Origin of the sequence: Bacillus sp. MZGC1 (assembly GCF_002998605.1) — a bacterium.
Lineage (GTDB): Bacteria > Bacillota > Bacilli > Bacillales > Bacillaceae > Bacillus.
The window spans coordinates 141,503-159,225 of sequence record NZ_PVRE01000004.1; the positions used below are offsets into that span (position 1 = coordinate 141,503).

A 17,723-nucleotide genomic window follows, 5' to 3' on the forward strand; every position below is an offset into this window, starting at 1 on the left:
TGCTTGATTCTGTCTTTTTGATGAAGAACAGATCATAGGAATGATACAAAAGCGCTCTATTAAAAGAAGCAGTTTGACGGCTGCATACACTTGTCTGTTCATGCATCATGGAGTGAAAGACACACATACATGCTCAATTTGAACGAGAATATCCACCTCTTGCGTGCGCAAGGAAAGTCGTTGAAGGACAGTCACCACAGCCTTTTTTTCTCATAGGCTATGGAGAAGACGCTAAAACGAGGTGGAAGAAATGGCCCAGTTGTATGCAAAAAGTTGCCTTGATCAAAATCTACGATCACTAGAAGAATGGAAGCAGGATGCTTTTACTCAATTTGGAGAGATGGTAGGAGATGAGGCAGATACATTCCCTTGTGTACCGGGAAGACAGGGGTTTTTTCTCGATCATTTACGCTATGGGTTTGTTGGTGATCCGAGGAAAGAGGAAGCGGTTGATGAATTAGCCCAGCTGCTGAGAGAATATCAAAGCTGTGCGAAAGAAACGGGTCAATATGCTTCATTTATTTGTTTTTTTGAAACACCGCAGGATTTAAAAGAAAGTTCACTTGAACAGTTTGAGCAGCAGTTTTGGTCACTGCTTCAACGACTGCACCAGAAAGATGAAGTGCCATGGCCTGAGGATATTCCACTAGATACTCATCATCATGAGTGGGAGTATTGCTTTCACGGGGAAGCGTATTTTATTTTATGCTCCACACCGGCTCATAAGCTCAGAAAAAGCCGCCACTTCCCTTATGTCTTGATGGCATTTCAGCCTAGATGGGTGTTTGAGAAATTGAATGGATCGACCAAGTTTGGTCAAAAAATGAGCCAGCTCGTTCGCAAGCGGCTCAAAGCGTATGATGAGGTCAGCGTTCACCCATCATTAAAATGGTACGGTGATCCGACCAATCATGAATGGAAGCAATACTTTCTCCCAGATGAAGAGGCGGAGAAACCAGCCTCCGCCAAATGTCCTTTTACTGCATTAAAAAACATGATGAAATTATGATGCGGTCTGATCCTGCTGCTTCCACTTTTTTCTCATAAATAGCACCATGATGGCAATCACTGCAATGATCCCAAGGCTGATAAAAAAGCCAGGTCGTCCGCTTGCCTCTGTTAAAGTGCCTGAAATGGCGGCTCCAATCAAGAGAAGCGCAAGAATCATTTCGCACGTTTGGCGAGTGGATGGCTTTGATAGCTTTTTACTTGAGAACAGAATGAATACCCATGTGTACAGAAGGGTAAGGCCGGCTGCTGTTGTGAGATGCTCGTAGATGTGTTTAGACAAAAAGAGCGCAAGCAAAATCGAGACAATTAAGCCAGCAGCAGTTAAGATAATCGAAGGCCATCCGACATGAGTTGGGTCTTTTTGTTTAAAACAAGCAGGTGCATCTTGATGCTCCGACATTGAGCCAAGCAGTGTCGTGACCGCATAAAGAGAGGCAACCAATGTCGAAAAGCCGGCAATAATGAAGATGCCATTAAAGATATGAAGAAAGATCGATAAATGAAACGGCTCCAATGATGTAATAAATGGACTGCTGTTCTTGTCAAAGGCTGTTACTGGGACAAGCAAGAGAGCAAGTCCAATTGAGACGATATAGATGACCGCTAGAATGATCAGCATGACGCGTCCAGACTTTGCCGCATCCTTCGGGTCCTTTAAATGAACCGCCATCAGCCCCATGACTTCAATTCCCCCAAATGCATAAAACGCGTAAATCAATCCATTCCAAAGACCAAGCGGACCGAGGGGCATCCATTCGTGATCTTTGTTTGGCAGATGCGGGGTCGGTTTATGATCTGTCAGAATGCCGAATAACACAAGCACAGCAAGGATCATAAATAGAAAAATCGCCGCTGTCTTCAGTACTGCAAGGACATTTTCTGTCTTTTGAAAAGAAGAAAGCCCTATGATAATCACGAGCAGGGCAAGAGCGGAATAAATCGCAGAAAACACCCAGAGCGGAACAGATGGAAACCAGTGGCGGGTAAAAAGAGAAATCGCTGTTAACTGACTTCCCGTAATCAACATTTCTGCAAACCAATACACCCAGCCATTGCTAAACCCTGCCCAGCGTCCATATGCTTTACGAGCATAGGAACAAAATGACCCTTTATCAGGGTTATCGGCTGTCATCGCAGCCAAATGTTTAAAGACGAGATAGGTTCCGACCGCAGCAAGCAAAAAAGAAATGCAGACGGAAAAACCGGACTTTGTAATGGCAATGCTGGAACCAAGGAAGAAACCAGTGCCAATTGTACAGCCGACTCCGATGAGAGAAAGCTGCCACCAAGATAAAGTTTGTTCTTCTTTCAAAGCATGTGCAACACCTTTCGATTTCAATGACATTAGCTTGTGACCGCCGTCTTTTTTTATACATGATCAAGGGGACGTTTTGGGCATACTGACATGGAAAGGAGTGCATGTGATGAACGGAGAATATGTCATTTTACCAAAGGATGGACACGGCTTTCGCTTAGGAAAAGGCCAATGTATGCGGGTCGTTGATATTGAAGGTCAGCAAGTAGCAGATGTCATGGCCTATCATGAAAAGGATTTTTATGAAAAATTTGACCAAGGCGCGACAATGGACAGCCTATTTTCGTCAAAAGTGAAAAAAGGGGATAAGCTCTATTCTAATTTATATAAACCGATGTTTACGGTCATTGAAGACACAGTCGAATGCCATGATTTATACATGCCCGCCTGCCGGCAAGAAATGTATCAGCTTTTATACGGACGGACGCATTTAGAGGTCATGCATACATGCTACGATAATTTGCGGACTGCCTTTGAGCCATTTGGGATTCCTAAGGAGGATATGTACTATCCTTTTAATGCCTTTATGAATACAGTCATTGATGAAAAAGGAAAACTGTCTGTGGAGCTCCCAAAATCTCTTCCCGGTGATTACATTCGTCTGCGAGCCGAAATGGATCTCATTGTGGCCGTATCCGCATGTCCTTCTGATATTGGGAATTGTAATGGCGCAAGCTGTACATCTATACGGGTAGAAATTGATTGAAAAAGAAAAGGGCCAGTCCATATAGACATGGTCTTTTTCTTTTGTGAATGTTTGATCATTAATGAAATAGGGGAACGTCTAACAAAATGTTCTTCCTGAAAACATGGTATAATGAAGACTTAAAAAACGTTGTCAAACCAATGAATTCAGAGTAAAACCTGTTCTCTTCATGTAGAGGATGCTTAGGAGGAAAAGTGTATGAGTTTGCAGAAAAAGATCAGCCAAGAGTTGCATGTGCAGCCCTCAATTGACCCAAAGCAAGAGATCGAAAAGCGGGTTGGATTTCTAAAGGAATACTTGAAAAAAACTGGCGCAAAAGGATTCGTCCTCGGCATTAGCGGCGGACAGGATTCAACGCTCGCTGGCCGTCTTGCACAGCTGGCTGCATCTGAGCTGCGTCAAGAAGGAAAAGAAGAGGCAGTCTTTATTGCGGTGCGCCTCCCGCACGGTGTGCAGCAGGATGAAGATGATGCACAGCTCGCTTTATCATTTATTCAGCCGGACAAGTCGTGGAAATATGATATTGCGCCTGCCGTGACGGCATTTAGTGAACAATATCAAAAGGACACAGGCGGCCCGTTGTCTGACTTTAATAAAGGAAATGTCAAAGCACGTATGAGAATGATCGCGCAGTATGCTGTCGGAGGAGAAGAAGGATTGCTTGTCATCGGTACAGATCATGCAGCTGAAGCAGTAACCGGCTTCTTCACGAAGTATGGCGATGGCGGTGCAGATGTTCTTCCGCTCACAGGTCTGACGAAACGCCAAGGCCGGATGCTGCTAGAAGCGCTGCAAGCACCTGAGCGCCTATACTTAAAGAAACCGACAGCGGATCTGCTTGATGACAAACCTCAGCAAACGGATGAAACAGAACTTGGCATTACGTACAATGAAATTGATGATTACTTAGAAGGTAAGCCAGTGTCAGATCAAGCAGCAGAAGCGATTGAAAAGCGCTATGTTCAATCAGAGCATAAACGCCAAGTACCAGCTTCCATGTTTGATGACTGGTGGAAATAAGAAAATGCAAGAGACCTCTCCTGTGATGGAGAGGTTTTTTATAGTAAAAATACTGTTTGGAAAATATAAAATTATTTATAATGGTCTCTTATTGAATATGTATTTAGGATGATAATCAGCAACTTTAACCAGCAGATATTGCTTAATCATTTAAGAAATAAAACAAACCTATATTATTTACTAGAAAAATGAAATTGATTGTATTTTTATTTGAATAATAAAAATTTTCTAAAAATTTAGTTGACAATCTCCGTTATGTCATTTTATGATTGTTTACGTAAACGCTTACCGTAAACGTTTACTATAATCGAAAGGGGAGGAATTTGTTGATGAAAAATAAAGAAAAATGGAGCGGTGTATTCCCGGCTGTCTTAATTCCTTTTAAAGATGACTATTCAATTGATGAACCTGCTTTTCGTAAGCTTGTCCGTTGGGTGGCGGAGCACAAAGGGATTAACGGTATCGTTGTCAATGGACATACTGGCGAGATTATGACTTTACTGCCACATGAACGAGCTGAGGCTGTGCGCATTGCAGCCGACGAATTAAAAGGGGAAGTACCTGTCATTTCTGGGGTTTCTGCTGAAGGGACAATTGAAGCGATCCAACATGCAAAAGCCGTTGAAGAAGCTGGCGGAGAAGGTATACTTCTCATGCCGCCACATTCATGGCTAAGATTCGGTATGCAGCCTGAGTCACCTGTCCAATTCTTTAAAGAAGTTGCAGAAGCGATTGACATTTCAATCATCGTACATCAATATCCAACTTGGACAAAAACCTCATATACAACCAATCAATTACTAGAAATGTCGGAAATTGAGAATGTTGTCTCGTTTAAAATTGGTCAAAGAGACATGGCACAATACGAGGTCGATGTGCGGGCATTGAAAAAACATGCACCAGATGTATCGTTACTCACATGTCACGATGAATATTTATTGCCAACATTAATTCAAGGGATTGATGGAGCACTTGTAGGTTTCGGCTGTTTTGTGCCAGATTTGATCGCTGAACTTGTGAAATGTGTGGAAGAAAAAGATCTTGTAGCGGCCAATAAAGTTTACGATAGAATCTTCGAATTAAAGCATGCTGTGTATAAAATGGATGAACCTTCATCTACCTCTCATCTGCGAATGAAGGAAGCGATGTACCAGCGAGGTCTAATCAGTAGTTCGCTTGCTAGGAAGCCGGTCTTACCTTTAACTCATAAGGAGAAAGAAGAGATTCGCCAGGGCCTTCAAAGTGTTGGTTTGCTTAAGGAAAACGTCAGTAGATAACAGACCATTAATTTCATGATGAAGGTGAGTCAGGTTATAATAGAGGACAAAACAACAGACTCCCGGAGGTATGAAATGTGTCAGTAAGTATTAAAGATGTAGCATTGAAAGCTGGAGTGTCTATAGCATCTGTTTCCCGAGTATTAAGTGGTAAACCAGGAGTAGGTGCTCAAACGGCTGAAAGAATCAAACAAGTAATTGATGAATTAGGCTATCGTCCTAATTTAGGAGCTAGAGGGCTCGTCAAAAGGAAGACTGGGAATATAGCTGTAGTGGTTCCGCGTGGTTCATATATTTTGAATAATCCATTTTTTTCAACGATTCTAGATGGAATAGCGAAGGAATTAGATGAGACGGAATTCAATATGTTGATGTCGTTTACATCTGTACAACAGCAGCGATTACTTGAAACGCAGGCAGTAGATGGAGCCATTCTATTTTCACCAAGAAATGAAGAACTAAGCATGGATTGGTTAAAAAGTTTAGCCATTCCCATTATAGTTGTCGGAAGTTATCTAGAGGATTCTCCATTTCCATGTGTCAGGCCAGATGATGAAGAAGGTGTGTGTCAATCAATAACGGCCTTATTTGATAAAGGTCATCGAACCATTGGGCTGGTCAATGGTCCAATGAGTTCGATGCATAGTGTGAGGTATTACAAGGGATATGAGCGCACACTTAAAAATTTAGGGTTAACAATAAACAAAGAACTTGTGTTTGAGTTAGATGAATTTGATGGGGGAAAAGTAGTAGAAGTGGTTTCTCAATTTCTCCAAGGAAACCAGCACATGACTGGAGTTGTTTGCTCTTCAGATTTTTTGGCGATGGGGGTCATGAAAGCGGCAAATAACGCAAATGTGTCAATACCTCATGATTTGTCTGTCGTTGGTGCCGATGATGTGCCCATTGCAAGTTTTCTAACCCCTTCTTTATCTTCAGTTCATGTTGATTTAGTTGGAATGGGAAGAAAAGCTGTTTCTTTACTAACACAGTTATTGGAAGGAGAACAGTTAGATGCGATGGAACATATCTTCCCTATGTACTATATAGACCGGGGCACCACGGGAACGCCAAAAAAGAAATGATAGATGCTGAAAACTCGTATGAACGCTTTAGAATGTCTCTTGGTTTAAAATGTAAGCGATTTCTTTAGCGCTCTTTGGCATGTACTTTTGCATCATTTCCTCTAATAAGGAGGAGATAACATGACGTTAGAATTCAGCGGAAATTCAAATTCTCATGATGGAGAAGTTGTTGATAGAGCTTCACAATTATTGACTAGGATGGAAAGTGTACCTTTTTCTAGATGGCATTTAAAACCTCGTATCATTATGGGATCTGCTACTTTTTTTGATGCTTTTGATGCTCTATCTTTAGCGTTTGTTCTCCCAGTTCTCATCGGAATGTGGAGTTTATCACCTGCTCAAATTGGTCTTCTTATTGGGTCTGGTTATATAGGACAAGCGATTGGTGCTATTTTCTTTGGCTGGTTAGCAGAAAGGCGCGGCCGTGTATTTAGTGCAAAGTGGACTGTACTCCTCATGTCCGTCATGAGTATTGCATGCGTGTTTTCAGGTAATTTTATGGCCCTGTTTATTTTTCGTTTTATACAAGGGATTGGGGTAGGAGGAGAGGTGCCGGTAGCAGCCTCATATATCAATGAGCTGTCCCGGGCTCAAGGGAGAGGCAGATTTTTTATGCTTTATGAGATGATTTTTCCTTTAGGATTAATGATCTCAGCTCAAATAGGCGCATTTGTTGTACCTAGCTTTGGGTGGAAGTGGATGTTTTTGATTGGGGGCATTGGAGGTTTAATCGTCTTTGTATTCTTTTTCATGTTGCGCGAATCTCCAAGGTGGCTTATTTCGAAAGGCAGGTTAGATGAAGCCGAAAGAATTATTGAAGAAATTGAAGCTAGTACTGACAAACGAATGCCTGTAGCAAAGCAAGTATCTAGCAGTACTGAAAAAGGCGACTGGAAAGAGCTTTTTTCAACTTTTTATCGTAAAAGAACATTGATCGTATGGGGACTATGGTTTTCTGCCTACTTTGTTTCGAATGGTTTAAATAACTGGTTACCGAGTCTTTATAATACTGTTTACAATTTGCCAGTTGGAGATTCATTAAGGGCAGCATCTCTAACAAATATTTTACAGACCATAGGGGTATTCGCTTGTGCATTTTTAATTGATAAAGTAGGACGAAAGCGCTGGGCAACCATTGCATTTATTGTAACAGGTGCTTTATTAACTGCTTTATGGATCAGCGGAGCTAATTCTCCAGAAAGTGTTATATATTTAGGGTCCGCTGCTTACGGAATGATGGGGACAATTACAGTTCTTCTCTATCTATATACACCTGAAATTTATCCAACACGTATGAGGGTGATTGGAACGGCATTTGCTACAGCGTGGCTTAGGCTGGCCTCAGCGATCGCTCCTATTATGATAGGCTTTATTTTAGAGGTAAGCGGTGTTTCAACTATTTTTATTCTTTTCGCAAGTGTGACTGTAGTGGGAGCAATTCTTGCTTTTAAAATGATCGAAACGCGCGAGAAAGTATTAGAGGATATTGCACCGTGAGTTACGCACGCAGTGAAGAACTTATTCCAAAGAGGGTAGGTTCTTTTTTCTATGCAGATGATCTACGTACAATTTTTCAAATTGCCTATCTTTTCGCGCGCCATTTATCATATAATAGATACATTATGTAGCATTCCTTGTCGTAAGGAGGACGTGTCACGAATATGAAAAACAATAGAGAAATCCCTGTGAGACAGCGAAATATTGTCCTCATTGGCTTTATGGGTGTTGGGAAAACAACCATTGGGCAGCTGGTTGCCAAAAAGCTATATAGAGATTTTATTGATGTGGATCAGGAGATTGAGAAAAAGTATAACATGACGATTCCTGAGATCTTTCAGCAAAAAGGAGAAGCATTCTTCAGGCAGGCTGAAAAAGATTATATCGTCGATTTATGTGAACATACGCAGCTAAAGATCGTTTCTCTTGGAGGCGGTGCATTCAAACAGGAAGAAATCAAACGCGCCTGCTTGAAGCATTGTACGGTTCTTTTCCTTGATTTATCCTGGGAGAATTGGAAACAGCGGCTGGATATTTTAATTGAAAACCGCCCTGTTCTTCACAACCGGACGCTCGATGAGATGAAAGAGCTGTTTGAAGAGCGCCGGGAAATATATGCCCTTCATAACTCAAGAGTCGAAACAGATCATCTAGAAGCTGAGGAAGTCGCCAATTATATTGTGGACACACTCAAGCTTGGCTGGGATTTATACTCGAAATAAAAAAGTCTACCAACGAGGGTAGACTTTTTCTATAAGTTCAATTCTTCATTCCTTGAATGAGTGCAGCTTTTAAACAGAAGGAAATAGGCTGCTGCTGTGCATCGAATTGAAGTTGAAACAGCTGCTTTGTATCAGGGTCTGCGGATTGAAGATGGGAAACGATCTCTTTTTGAACATTCTCTGGTGTGCGTCCACGCATCATCCAGTCCTGATAATCAATTTGCAGATCCCAGTAACGCTTTTCTTTTTGAGTCAGTTGGTTGGCAGCGAAGAGCTCTTTCCATTCTGATAACGAGCTTTCTCGCACATGAGAAGGATCTCTGAGTCTATTTAAGTGATTAATGAATGAATCCTGTGCAGTGTTTTCGGGTGCGTAATGATCGACGAGCAGGAATGTGCCGCCTTTTTTTAAGACACGGCTGATTTCAGACATAGCTGCCGGCAGGTTTGGAAAGTGGTGAGCGGCAAAGCGGCACGTCACGATGTCAAATGATTCATCAGCGAAGGGCAGTGCTTCTGCGGCTGCCCGCTCAAAAGTAATATGTTTCAGTTGGCGTTCTTCCGCAAGTGCTGCTGCAACCTCGATCATTTTTTGCGTGACATCAATGCCGATTCCTTTAGAAATGATATCTGAAAAGGAAAAAACGGTATGTCCTGCCCCGCAGCCGATATCAAGTAAATGCTCGTGACCCTTCGTATTGGCTGTTGCTTTCATCCATTCCAGCTCTTCTCCGGCTGCAAATATAGGTGAATCTCGATAGTTCTCGGCATTTTGTGAGAATTGGTTTTCGGCTTTAGCATATGGATTCATTTCTTCTCCCCCTTTGTTGTCTCTTTATCGTAAAATTCATTTTGTTATTTGTCTAAGACATAAAAGATATGACATGAATAGTTAAAACCTATGAGGTGATGAAAGTGGATATACGAATGATGGAATATGTCATGGAAGTGTACCGGCAGAAAAGTTTTACAAAAGCAGCGGATCAACTTCACATTGCACAGCCTTCTTTAAGCCAACAAATGAAGAAGCTGGAAGAGGAATTAGACACACCCCTCTTTATTCGAAAGTATGGACAAGTCACGCCCACACCTCAAGGGAGTCGATTCATTAAAAGGGCTGAGAACATTTTGAAGGAAAGAGATGATTTGCTGCGTGAAATGGGAGAAGCAGCTTATGAGGTGGGGAAAGAGCTGAACATTGGAGCGCCAGCAGTCACAGGGGGCTATGTCTTGCCCGGTTTATTAAAAACCTTTTGTCGAACGTATCCTCATGTTCACGTTCAACTAATAGAAGAATCACCTCGTGAGCTAGAAAAACTTCTATTGGCTGGAAAGCTGGATTTGGCTATTTTATCTATGCCTGTCGAGCATGAATCATTGAAAACGAAACACATGCTGACAGAGCCGCTTCTTCTCGCAGTTCCGCAAACTGCCCAGCCCTGGTCAACAGATGAATTGAACGAAATCATCAATCAAGCAGATCAGAAAGGGTCTGTTCCGTTTCGCCTTCTGGAAGACGCCGCATTTATTATGTTGAAAGAGGGATATGGCTTTCGGCAAGTGGTCATGGAACTATGTCTTCATCATGGTTTTCAGCCGAAGATTACCTTTGAAACAAGTCATATTCAAACAGCGCAGGCATCGGTCAAAAATGGACTAGGTGTGACAGTTGTGCCGAAAATGGTGGCACAAGAGGAAAGGAACGAAGTCACTTATTTGAAAATTGATTCATGCCCAACCCGCACTCTTGTGTTTGCATATGTGGAAGAAAGGTATTTAACGAAAGCCGCTCAAGCCCTAATGGACCTTTACCAGAATCAAGCTTAAACAAACGTTTAATTAAATGCAAAAAGCAGGGGAGCACCCTGCTTTCTAATAGATATCCAGACGCTGATCCGTCATCACAGGAATTTGCTGTCTCACTTCATCCACTAGCTGAAGATCAATTTCCGCATAATAAATGTCTTCCTCATGGCTTGTTTCAAGCAGAATACGGCCAAGTGGATCAATCACCATGGAGTGGCCAGGGAATTCAGTGTCTCTGCTTGTGCCTGTTCTGTTAACAGCAATCATAAATGACTGGTTCTCAATCGCTCTTGCGATGAGCAGGCAACGCCAATGATCCACTCTTGCTGACGGCCATTGCGCCGTATTGATGAGCACTTTCGCCCCTTTGTTTACAAGTGTTCTGGAAAGCTGCGGAAAGCGAAGGTCGTAGCAGATCATCGCACCGATCTTCACATCCTCATCATAGTCAAATAAACCAAGCTGATCACCAGCTGTTAAATAGTTGTGCTCATCCATTAAGCGGAATAAGTGAATTTTATCATAATCCACTAAGAGCTCACCTTGGCGGTTAAAGACATACATCGTGTTGGTGATGTTGTCATCTTCTGTGCGCTTGTTCAATACACTTCCTGCGATGAGAACCACTTGGTGTTTGCGGGCAAAGGAAGAGAAGAGCTGTTTTGTGCGTTCACCGTTTACATCTGCAAGCTGCTCGGCTTGTTCAAGATCGTAACCGGTATTCCACATTTCGGGTAAAATGATCAGATCAGGCTGCTGATGGATGGCTTCTTCTAAAAACGCTTCTGCTTTTTGAAAGTTCACATTAGGTTCTCCAATTTGTACGTCCATTTGGACAAGGGCGATTTTCATACAGGTTCCTCCTTTATTCGATGGTGTAAATGTGAAAATCCATGAATGTCTATCGATTTGTTTTGCCTGAGAACATCTAGTCTTCAAGCCAGTTTCTTTATCATAAAGGTTTCAATCCTCTTTGCCAATAGAAATGTCAGAAGGTTTTGTCTTTTGTAGTGAAAATGACTTTCTAAGTCAAGAAAACAGTGATATGATACTCATAACTAATAAAACAAAGGGGAATAGTATGGTATGCAATTGTTCGATTTACCACTAGAAGAGCTAAAAGTATATAAACCGAAGAAAACAGCACGACCTGATTTCTCAGACTTTTGGAAGGCGTCGCTCGAAGAACTGCGCCAAGTGGAGGCTCAGCCAGCACTTGAACCTTATGATTATCCAGTGAAAGGCGTCAAGGTGTACCGCCTGACGTATCAAAGCTTTGGTCATTCTCGAATTGAAGGCTGGTATGCGGTACCAGATCAAACAGGTCCGCATCCAGCGCTCGTTCGTTTTCATGGCTATAATGCCAGCTATGACGGCGGCATTCACGACATCGTCAACTGGGCACTGCATGGCTATGCGACATTTGGTATGCTCGTCCGCGGTCAAGGCGGCAGTGAAGATAAGACAGTGACACCAGACGGGCAGGCTTTGGGATGGATGACAAAAGGCATTTTATCGAAGGAGACCTACTATTATCGAGGTGTTTATTTAGATGCGGTTCGTGCACTCGACGTTATTCAGTCCTTTCCGGAAGTGGATGAACACCGTATCGGCGTGGTGGGTGGAAGCCAGGGTGGTGCACTAGCGGTTGCAGCTGCAGCACTTTCAGACATTCCAAAGGTCGTCGTGGCAGATTATCCGTACTTATCGAATTTCGAACGTGCAGTAGATGTGGCATTGGAGCAGCCTTATTTAGAAATCAATTCATACTTTCGCAGAAACAGCGATCCAGCAGTGGAAGAAAAGGCATTTGAAACGTTAAGCTATTTTGATTTGATCAATTTAGCCGGATGGGTGAACCAGCCCACATTAATGGCCATCGGTTTGATCGATCAAATCACCCCGCCATCTACTGTGTTTGCAGTATACAACCATTTAGAAACAGATAAAGATTTAAAAGTGTATCGCTACTTTGGACACGAGTACATCCCGGCTTTTCAAACAGAGAAGCTTGCCTTCTTACAAAAGCATTTAACGAATTAAAAGAAAAGAGGCCGCTCGCTAGGAGGGCCTCTTTTTTAATAGCTCGTATTCTGTCTCGTTTTTTCATCAGGCACTAACGCGGTGATAATGAGAGCAAGGGCAGTGATGATATGAAGAATGAATCCGAGAATTGGAATCCAAGCAAGGCAGGATGTGACAATTCCGATGATGCTTCCAATCATTGGTCCCTGGTCTCGCTTCGATAAGACGAGTGTGATAATATGCAGAATAAGCATGACCATGAGCGGTGAATAGCCATTGCTGATAACGAATAGACCTCCGATCACAGGGATGGCAAGGCAGGCTTCAAAAATCCCGGTGATCCATTTCAAAATGCGAGATATAGACATCAGATCCAACTCCTTTTTTATATGTCTTATTCGTATTTTCCCAAAACGTGAAGAAGTCATGCAGAATTCTATAGAAAGAGTTGATGGATGTTGAGAGAGAGAATCAAGGAAGAGCTGAAAATCATCGAAGAAACGTATGACGTAAAGATTTGCCTCGCCGTTGAATCAGGCAGCAGGGCATGGGGATTTCCCTCGACTGATAGTGATTATGATGTTCGTTTTTTATATGTTCCCCGGAAAGAATGGTATTGGGCGATGGAAGAGCATCGTGATGTCATTGAACGGCCGATTGATGACGTGCTTGATATCAGCGGCTGGGAGCTTAGAAAGGCACTTCGCTTATTCAATAAATCAAATCCATCCATCATGGAATGGCTATCTTCTGACATCATCTATGCTGAATCTTTCTCTTTAGCAAAGCAGCTAAGAGAATTAAAGGATCGAGCGTTTTATCCTGCAGCATTGATGTATCATTACCTCAATATGGCGAAGCGGAATGAAAGCCGGCATTTACGAGGGGAGCAGGTGCGAATCAAGAAGTATTTCTATGTGCTTCGTCCGCTATTTGCCTGTCAGTGGATTGAACGCTACCGGACGGTTCCGCCGATGGACTTTCATGAACTGCTCGAGGAGCTAGTGGAGGAAGGCCCGCTTTTAACAGAAATTCACGAGCTGCTCAAACGTAAAATGGACGGAGAGGAAATGGATGTAGAGAACCGTCTCGCCTATGTCCATCCATTCATCGACAAAGAGCTGGCGCGTTTTGATGAATTGGTGAAAAGCTACAATCAGCCGAAAGACAATCTCACGCAAGAATTAAATGAGCTGCTGCAGTCTACCCTTGATGAGGTGTGGGCGTAGGAGGGAAGAGCCAGCCGGATAGCGGCAGGCTCTTTTTTAACTCTTATTGTGATAAAACCACAAAAAAAGTCAGAATTTTTGTCATCTTCAAATATTGTAGCGGACAGCTTATGAGCCTTACAATAAAGACATAGCTTACAAAGAGTGGGAGGTGCCCTTTATGGAGTCGGTCACAAGAAATTTCTTCTTGTTTTTGTCAAAGAGCAGTCTCTTGAACCATATTGCTCGTAATTGGGGAAGTGCTGTTGCATCTAAGAAAATCATCGGTGGGAAGGATTTTGAGAGCGCTATCTCTGTCATCAAACGATTAAATGATCAAGGGATGGCTGTAACAGTTGATCACCTTGGTGAGTTTGTCACAAAGGCAGAGATTGCAAATGAGCGGACGAATGAGTGTATTCAAACCATTCAGCGGATTGCTGAGGCGGGACTCAATTCCCACGTGTCACTCAAAATGACATCACTCGGCCTGGATATTGACGATGACCTTGTGTATCGCAATATGAAAAGCATTTTAGATACGGCAGAGAAACACCGTATCATGGTGACAATCGATATGGAGGATGAACAGCGCTGTCAAAAAACGCTGGACATTTTTAAAGAGATGAAATCTCAATATGAGTATGTCAGTACGGTCCTGCAGGCGTATTTGTACAGAACAGAAAAGGATCTTGATGACCTAAATGAGCTTCAGCCATTTTTAAGACTTGTAAAGGGTGCCTATAAGGAATCCGCTGAAGTGGCGTATCCAAACAAAAAAGACGTCGATCAGAATTATCAAAAGCTGATCGAAAAGCAATTACTCACAGGGAACTATACAGCCATTGCGACACATGACGATCAAATGATCGAGTTTACGAAAAATATTGTGAAAAAACACAATATACCGACAAGTCAGTTCGAATTTCAAATGCTGTATGGCATGAGGTCAGAAACGCAGCAGGCACTTGTGAAAGAGGGCTATCAAATGAGGGTCTATACCCCGTATGGACGAGAGTGGTATGGCTACTACATGAGACGTCTTGCAGAACGGCCGGCAAACATTGCCTTTGCTTTAAAAGGGATGACGAGAAAATAATTTGAAACGGGAGCGTGACAAAGATGACAACACCTTACAAACATGAACCATTCACGGATTTTAGCCAGGAAGAAAACCGCAAAGCGTTTGAACAAGCATTAGCAAAGGTAACAGAATCACTTGGTCAAACCTATCCGCTCGTGATTAATGGAGAAAGAATCGAAACGAAAGACCAGATTATCTCGATCAATCCAGCGAAAAAGGATGAAGTCGTTGGAACCGTATCAAAGGCCGGGAAAGAAGAGGCAGAGCAAGCGGTTCAAGCTGCGGCGAAAGCATTTGAAACATGGCGCTATACGTCTCCAGAAGAAAGAGCCAGCGTCATATTCCGTGCTGCGGCAAGCATTCGCCGTAAAAAGCATGAGTATTCAGCCCTTCTTGTAAAAGAAGCAGGTAAGCCTTGGAACGAAGCGGATGCAGATACAGCAGAAGCAATCGACTTCCTTGAATACTATGCCCGTCAAATGCTGGAGCTGGCGAAAGGCAAACCAGTGAACAGCCGCGAAGGGGAACGCAATCAATATGTTTACACACCAACTGGCGTGACGCTCGTCATTCCGCCGTGGAACTTCTTGTTTGCCATTATGGCAGGAACAACAGTAGCACCAATCGTTACAGGGAACACAGTTGTCTTAAAACCAGCGAGTGCAACTCCTGTGATTGCGGCACGTTTTGTGGAAGAGCTTGAGCAAGCAGGTCTTCCAAAGGGTGTGGTGAACTTTGTACCAGGAAGCGGAGCAGAGGTCGGAGATTACTTAGTCGATCATCCGAAAACAAGCCTGATTACATTCACTGGCTCAAGAGAAGTAGGGACACGTATCTTTGAACGCGCGGCAAAAGTACAGCCAGGTCAGCAGCATTTAAAGCGCGTCATTGCTGAAATGGGCGGTAAAGATACAGTGGTTGTAGATGAGGATGCAGACGTCGAATTAGCGGCTAATGCCATTTTCACATCAGCCTTCGGTTTTTCAGGTCAGAAATGTTCGGCTGGATCTCGGGCTGTCGTCCACGAGAAGCTGTATGACCAAGTGGTCGAGCGAGTGAAGGAAATCACAGAAACAAAAACAACAGCGAATCCTCTTTCTGCGGATGTCTACATGGGACCTGTCATTGATCAAGCGTCCTTTGACAAGATCACGGATTATATCGAGGTGGGCAAGGAGGAAGGCCGTTTAGTGACTGGTGGAACGAGTGATGATTCGGAAGGATACTTCATTCACCCAACCATTTTTGCAGATCTTGAGCCAACATCTCGCTTGATGCAAGAAGAAATCTTCGGACCAGTCTTGGCCTTCTCGAAAGTGTCTAGCTTTGATGAGGCACTTGAAGTAGCCAACAACACGGAATATGGTTTGACAGGTGCTGTCATTACCAATAATCGTGATCACATCAACCGTGCGAAGCAGGAGTTCCATGTAGGGAATCTCTACTTTAACCGTAACTGCACAGGAGCCATCGTGGGATACCACCCATTTGGCGGATTCAAAATGTCAGGAACCGATTCAAAAGCAGGCGGTCCAGATTACCTAGCTCTACACATGCAGGCGAAAACGATTAGTGAAATGTTTTAAGATGGAAAAGCATGAACCTGTGCACACGGGTTCATGCTTTTTTTGCTTGTCTACGACTTGTTTCTATACAAATCTGTCCGGAAAGAAGTATGATAAATGTATTACTTAATCAGGGAGCAATCGGGATGGAAGAGATATTAGAAAAGCTTCATACATTTTTTGATGTCGATAAGTTAATTGCATTTATTAGCGGGTATTTAAAAAAACCAGTCATTTTAGAAAGCACAGAGTGCCAGCTCCTTGCTTATAATTCTTACAGCATTCAGCAGTTTGACCCAGTCAACCAGCAAACGATTTTCTCAAAGGAATGCCCGGGGTCTGTAGTCGATTGGTTAAAGAAAACAGGGGTCATCGAGCGACTTCACACGGATTCAAAGCCTTTTTATGTGAGCGGTCATGACGAGCTCGGGTTTAATCGGCGGGTGGCTGTGAGCGCCAAGCATAAACAAGAAGTTGTGGGCTTTATTTGGGTGCAGGACATTGAGGATTCCCTCTCTCAGGAGGAGCTGCAATTTTTGCACGAAGCTTCCTTTCAAGTGGGAAAAGTGATTTATAAGAATAAGAAACAGCTGGAGAAAAAGGAAGGCAAGATTGAAGAATTTTTCAAAAAGGTCATGGATGATCATTTTTATACAGAAGAAGAACTGAAGTGGGAGGCTGAGAATTTAAGTATCCCATTGCCGGCAGTATTTACTGTCATGGTCGTACATGCTGCCGATAACAAAAGTGAGACGGCAGAAGACGTGAAGGATGTCATTCGAACGTATTTGCAGCTAGAAGATAAGGTGAATCACGTATACTCCGTTCAAGCCGACATTGTCGTGATATTGGGCAGCTTGTCAGACCGGCACTCACCGAAAGCAACTGCTGCCGACGTCATCGCTCATCTGCAATCGAAAACGCATGCCCATCCTTCGCCGCTGTATATCGGGATGGGAAGAGAGTATCGAGATGTCATGAAAATGAGTACAAGTCGATTTGAAGCGATAGAGGTCGTGAAGGCTGTGAAAATTGTTGGGGGACAAGAGCTGATTCCATATGATTACGAGAATCTGGGGGTTTTCCGGTTCTTAGACTCGATTTACAGCCATCAAAAAAAGAAAAATGATTTCAATCCAGATTTGTTACGTTTGAAGGAAAAAGACCGTGACAGCCAAACTTCTTTTTTAAAAACGCTTGAAGTCTACTTATTGAATAACTGCAAGCTAAAGCCTGCTGCAGAGCAGTTGTTTATTCATCAAAATACATTAAACTATCGAATGAAACAAATCTTTGATATGACCTCAATCGATTTAAGTCACTTCAGCCAGCGATGTGAGTTATTTATTGAATTGATGCTGATGAAAAAAGATCAATAGTCATCGAATCCGCAGGTGCCCGG

The 17,723-nt window shown here is 42.9% G+C and carries 17 protein-coding genes; 13 read left to right on the top strand and 4 right to left on the bottom strand.

The window, feature by feature from the left end:
• The first annotated feature begins 250 nt into the window (after positions 1-250).
• The gene (locus C6Y06_RS14005) at positions 251-1,009 is read left to right on the top strand and encodes a YqcI/YcgG family protein (protein WP_106037070.1); all 759 of its coding nucleotides are present in this window, start codon (positions 251-253) and stop codon (positions 1,007-1,009) included.
• Here C6Y06_RS14005 and C6Y06_RS14010 read toward each other — a convergent pair.
• Positions 1,004-2,356: an amino acid permease gene (locus C6Y06_RS14010; protein WP_106037071.1), complete on the bottom strand. Its 1,353-nt coding sequence runs from the start codon at positions 2,354-2,356 to the stop codon at positions 1,004-1,006. The genes C6Y06_RS14005 and C6Y06_RS14010 overlap by 6 nt on opposite strands.
• Positions 2,357-2,435: 79 nt before the next feature.
• Here C6Y06_RS14010 and C6Y06_RS14015 point away from each other — a divergent pair, with 79 nt between their 5' ends.
• From C6Y06_RS14015 to C6Y06_RS14040, 6 genes are all read left to right on the top strand, one after another.
• A complete protein-coding gene (locus C6Y06_RS14015) occupies positions 2,436-3,032 on the top strand; it encodes a DUF1989 domain-containing protein (protein ID WP_060595493.1) in 597 nt (198 codons plus the stop codon).
• 198 nt (positions 3,033-3,230) lie between these two features.
• The gene (nadE, locus tag C6Y06_RS14020) at positions 3,231-4,052 is read left to right on the top strand and encodes an ammonia-dependent NAD(+) synthetase (protein ID WP_034664190.1); all 822 of its coding nucleotides are present in this window, start codon (positions 3,231-3,233) and stop codon (positions 4,050-4,052) included.
• A 329-nt stretch (positions 4,053-4,381) separates the two neighbouring features.
• Complete coding sequence (locus C6Y06_RS14025) at positions 4,382-5,329, top strand: dihydrodipicolinate synthase family protein (protein WP_060595495.1); 948 nt, start codon at positions 4,382-4,384, stop codon at positions 5,327-5,329.
• Between the two features lie 77 nt (positions 5,330-5,406).
• A complete protein-coding gene (locus C6Y06_RS14030) occupies positions 5,407-6,414 on the top strand; it encodes a LacI family DNA-binding transcriptional regulator (RefSeq protein ID WP_060595496.1) in 1,008 nt (335 codons plus the stop codon).
• A gap of 120 nt (positions 6,415-6,534) precedes the next feature.
• Positions 6,535-7,911 (top strand): MFS transporter, encoded by a 1,377-nt coding sequence (locus tag C6Y06_RS14035; protein ID WP_060595497.1) that lies wholly within the window; start codon positions 6,535-6,537, stop codon positions 7,909-7,911.
• Positions 7,912-8,075: 164 nt separating this feature from the next.
• On the top strand, positions 8,076-8,633 hold the full coding sequence (locus C6Y06_RS14040) for a shikimate kinase (RefSeq protein WP_060595498.1): 558 nt from the start codon (positions 8,076-8,078) through the stop codon (positions 8,631-8,633).
• A 37-nt stretch (positions 8,634-8,670) separates the two neighbouring features.
• Here C6Y06_RS14040 and C6Y06_RS14045 read toward each other — a convergent pair whose 3' ends face one another.
• Complete coding sequence (locus C6Y06_RS14045; protein ID WP_106037072.1) at positions 8,671-9,444, bottom strand: class I SAM-dependent methyltransferase; 774 nt, start codon at positions 9,442-9,444, stop codon at positions 8,671-8,673.
• Between the two features lie 116 nt (positions 9,445-9,560).
• Here C6Y06_RS14045 and C6Y06_RS14050 point away from each other — a divergent pair, with 116 nt between their 5' ends.
• Positions 9,561-10,460: a LysR family transcriptional regulator gene (locus C6Y06_RS14050; protein WP_106037073.1), complete on the top strand. Its 900-nt coding sequence runs from the start codon at positions 9,561-9,563 to the stop codon at positions 10,458-10,460.
• A 45-nt stretch (positions 10,461-10,505) separates the two neighbouring features.
• Here the strand turns inward: C6Y06_RS14050 and C6Y06_RS14055 are convergent, their stop codons facing one another.
• Positions 10,506-11,291: a carbon-nitrogen family hydrolase gene (locus C6Y06_RS14055; RefSeq protein ID WP_060595500.1), complete on the bottom strand. Its 786-nt coding sequence runs from the start codon at positions 11,289-11,291 to the stop codon at positions 10,506-10,508.
• A 234-nt stretch (positions 11,292-11,525) separates the two neighbouring features.
• Here C6Y06_RS14055 and C6Y06_RS14060 point away from each other — a divergent pair, with 234 nt between their 5' ends.
• A complete protein-coding gene (locus tag C6Y06_RS14060; protein WP_106037074.1) occupies positions 11,526-12,482 on the top strand; it encodes an acetylxylan esterase in 957 nt (318 codons plus the stop codon).
• 35 nt (positions 12,483-12,517) lie between these two features.
• Here the strand turns inward: C6Y06_RS14060 and C6Y06_RS14065 are convergent, their stop codons facing one another.
• A complete protein-coding gene (locus C6Y06_RS14065; RefSeq protein WP_106037075.1) occupies positions 12,518-12,832 on the bottom strand; it encodes a hypothetical protein in 315 nt (104 codons plus the stop codon).
• Between the two features lie 90 nt (positions 12,833-12,922).
• Here C6Y06_RS14065 and C6Y06_RS14070 point away from each other — a divergent pair, with 90 nt between their 5' ends.
• The 4 genes from C6Y06_RS14070 to C6Y06_RS14085 all read left to right on the top strand — a co-directional run bounded on the left by C6Y06_RS14070 (position 12,923) and on the right by C6Y06_RS14085 (position 17,700).
• Positions 12,923-13,693, top strand: a complete 771-nt coding sequence (locus C6Y06_RS14070; protein WP_095285952.1) for a nucleotidyltransferase domain-containing protein — start codon at positions 12,923-12,925, stop codon at positions 13,691-13,693.
• A 160-nt stretch (positions 13,694-13,853) separates the two neighbouring features.
• Positions 13,854-14,771: a proline dehydrogenase family protein gene (locus tag C6Y06_RS14075; protein ID WP_034664177.1), complete on the top strand. Its 918-nt coding sequence runs from the start codon at positions 13,854-13,856 to the stop codon at positions 14,769-14,771.
• A gap of 23 nt (positions 14,772-14,794) precedes the next feature.
• Positions 14,795-16,342, top strand: a complete 1,548-nt coding sequence (pruA, locus tag C6Y06_RS14080) for an L-glutamate gamma-semialdehyde dehydrogenase (RefSeq protein WP_060595502.1) — start codon at positions 14,795-14,797, stop codon at positions 16,340-16,342.
• Positions 16,343-16,467: 125 nt separating this feature from the next.
• Entirely contained in the window at positions 16,468-17,700 is a 1,233-nt protein-coding gene (locus C6Y06_RS14085; protein WP_034664173.1) for a PucR family transcriptional regulator, read from the top strand.
• Positions 17,701-17,723: the final 23 nt, after the last annotated feature.

What these genes read in the sequence shown, in the direction of transcription:
- C6Y06_RS14015 (WP_060595493.1), top strand. Translation starts at nt 2,436, where the DNA reads ATGAACGGAGAATATGTCATTTTACCAAAGGATGGACACGGCTTTCGC.
- pruA (WP_060595502.1), top strand. Translation starts at nt 14,795, where the DNA reads ATGACAACACCTTACAAACATGAACCATTCACGGATTTTAGCCAGGAA.
- C6Y06_RS14025 (WP_060595495.1), top strand. Translation starts at nt 4,382, where the DNA reads ATGAAAAATAAAGAAAAATGGAGCGGTGTATTCCCGGCTGTCTTAATT.
- C6Y06_RS14060 (WP_106037074.1), top strand. Translation starts at nt 11,526, where the DNA reads ATGCAATTGTTCGATTTACCACTAGAAGAGCTAAAAGTATATAAACCG.
- C6Y06_RS14075 (WP_034664177.1), top strand. Translation starts at nt 13,854, where the DNA reads ATGGAGTCGGTCACAAGAAATTTCTTCTTGTTTTTGTCAAAGAGCAGT.
- C6Y06_RS14055 (WP_060595500.1), bottom strand. Translation starts at nt 11,291, where the DNA reads ATGAAAATCGCCCTTGTCCAAATGGACGTACAAATTGGAGAACCTAAT.
- C6Y06_RS14050 (WP_106037073.1), top strand. Translation starts at nt 9,561, where the DNA reads ATGATGGAATATGTCATGGAAGTGTACCGGCAGAAAAGTTTTACAAAA.
- nadE (WP_034664190.1), top strand. Translation starts at nt 3,231, where the DNA reads ATGAGTTTGCAGAAAAAGATCAGCCAAGAGTTGCATGTGCAGCCCTCA.
- C6Y06_RS14040 (WP_060595498.1), top strand. Translation starts at nt 8,076, where the DNA reads ATGAAAAACAATAGAGAAATCCCTGTGAGACAGCGAAATATTGTCCTC.
- C6Y06_RS14005 (WP_106037070.1), top strand. Translation starts at nt 251, where the DNA reads ATGGCCCAGTTGTATGCAAAAAGTTGCCTTGATCAAAATCTACGATCA.
- C6Y06_RS14085 (WP_034664173.1), top strand. Translation starts at nt 16,468, where the DNA reads ATGGAAGAGATATTAGAAAAGCTTCATACATTTTTTGATGTCGATAAG.
- C6Y06_RS14065 (WP_106037075.1), bottom strand. Translation starts at nt 12,832, where the DNA reads ATGTCTATATCTCGCATTTTGAAATGGATCACCGGGATTTTTGAAGCC.
- C6Y06_RS14010 (WP_106037071.1), bottom strand. Translation starts at nt 2,356, where the DNA reads ATGTCATTGAAATCGAAAGGTGTTGCACATGCTTTGAAAGAAGAACAA.
- C6Y06_RS14045 (WP_106037072.1), bottom strand. Translation starts at nt 9,444, where the DNA reads ATGAATCCATATGCTAAAGCCGAAAACCAATTCTCACAAAATGCCGAG.
- C6Y06_RS14035 (WP_060595497.1), top strand. Translation starts at nt 6,535, where the DNA reads ATGACGTTAGAATTCAGCGGAAATTCAAATTCTCATGATGGAGAAGTT.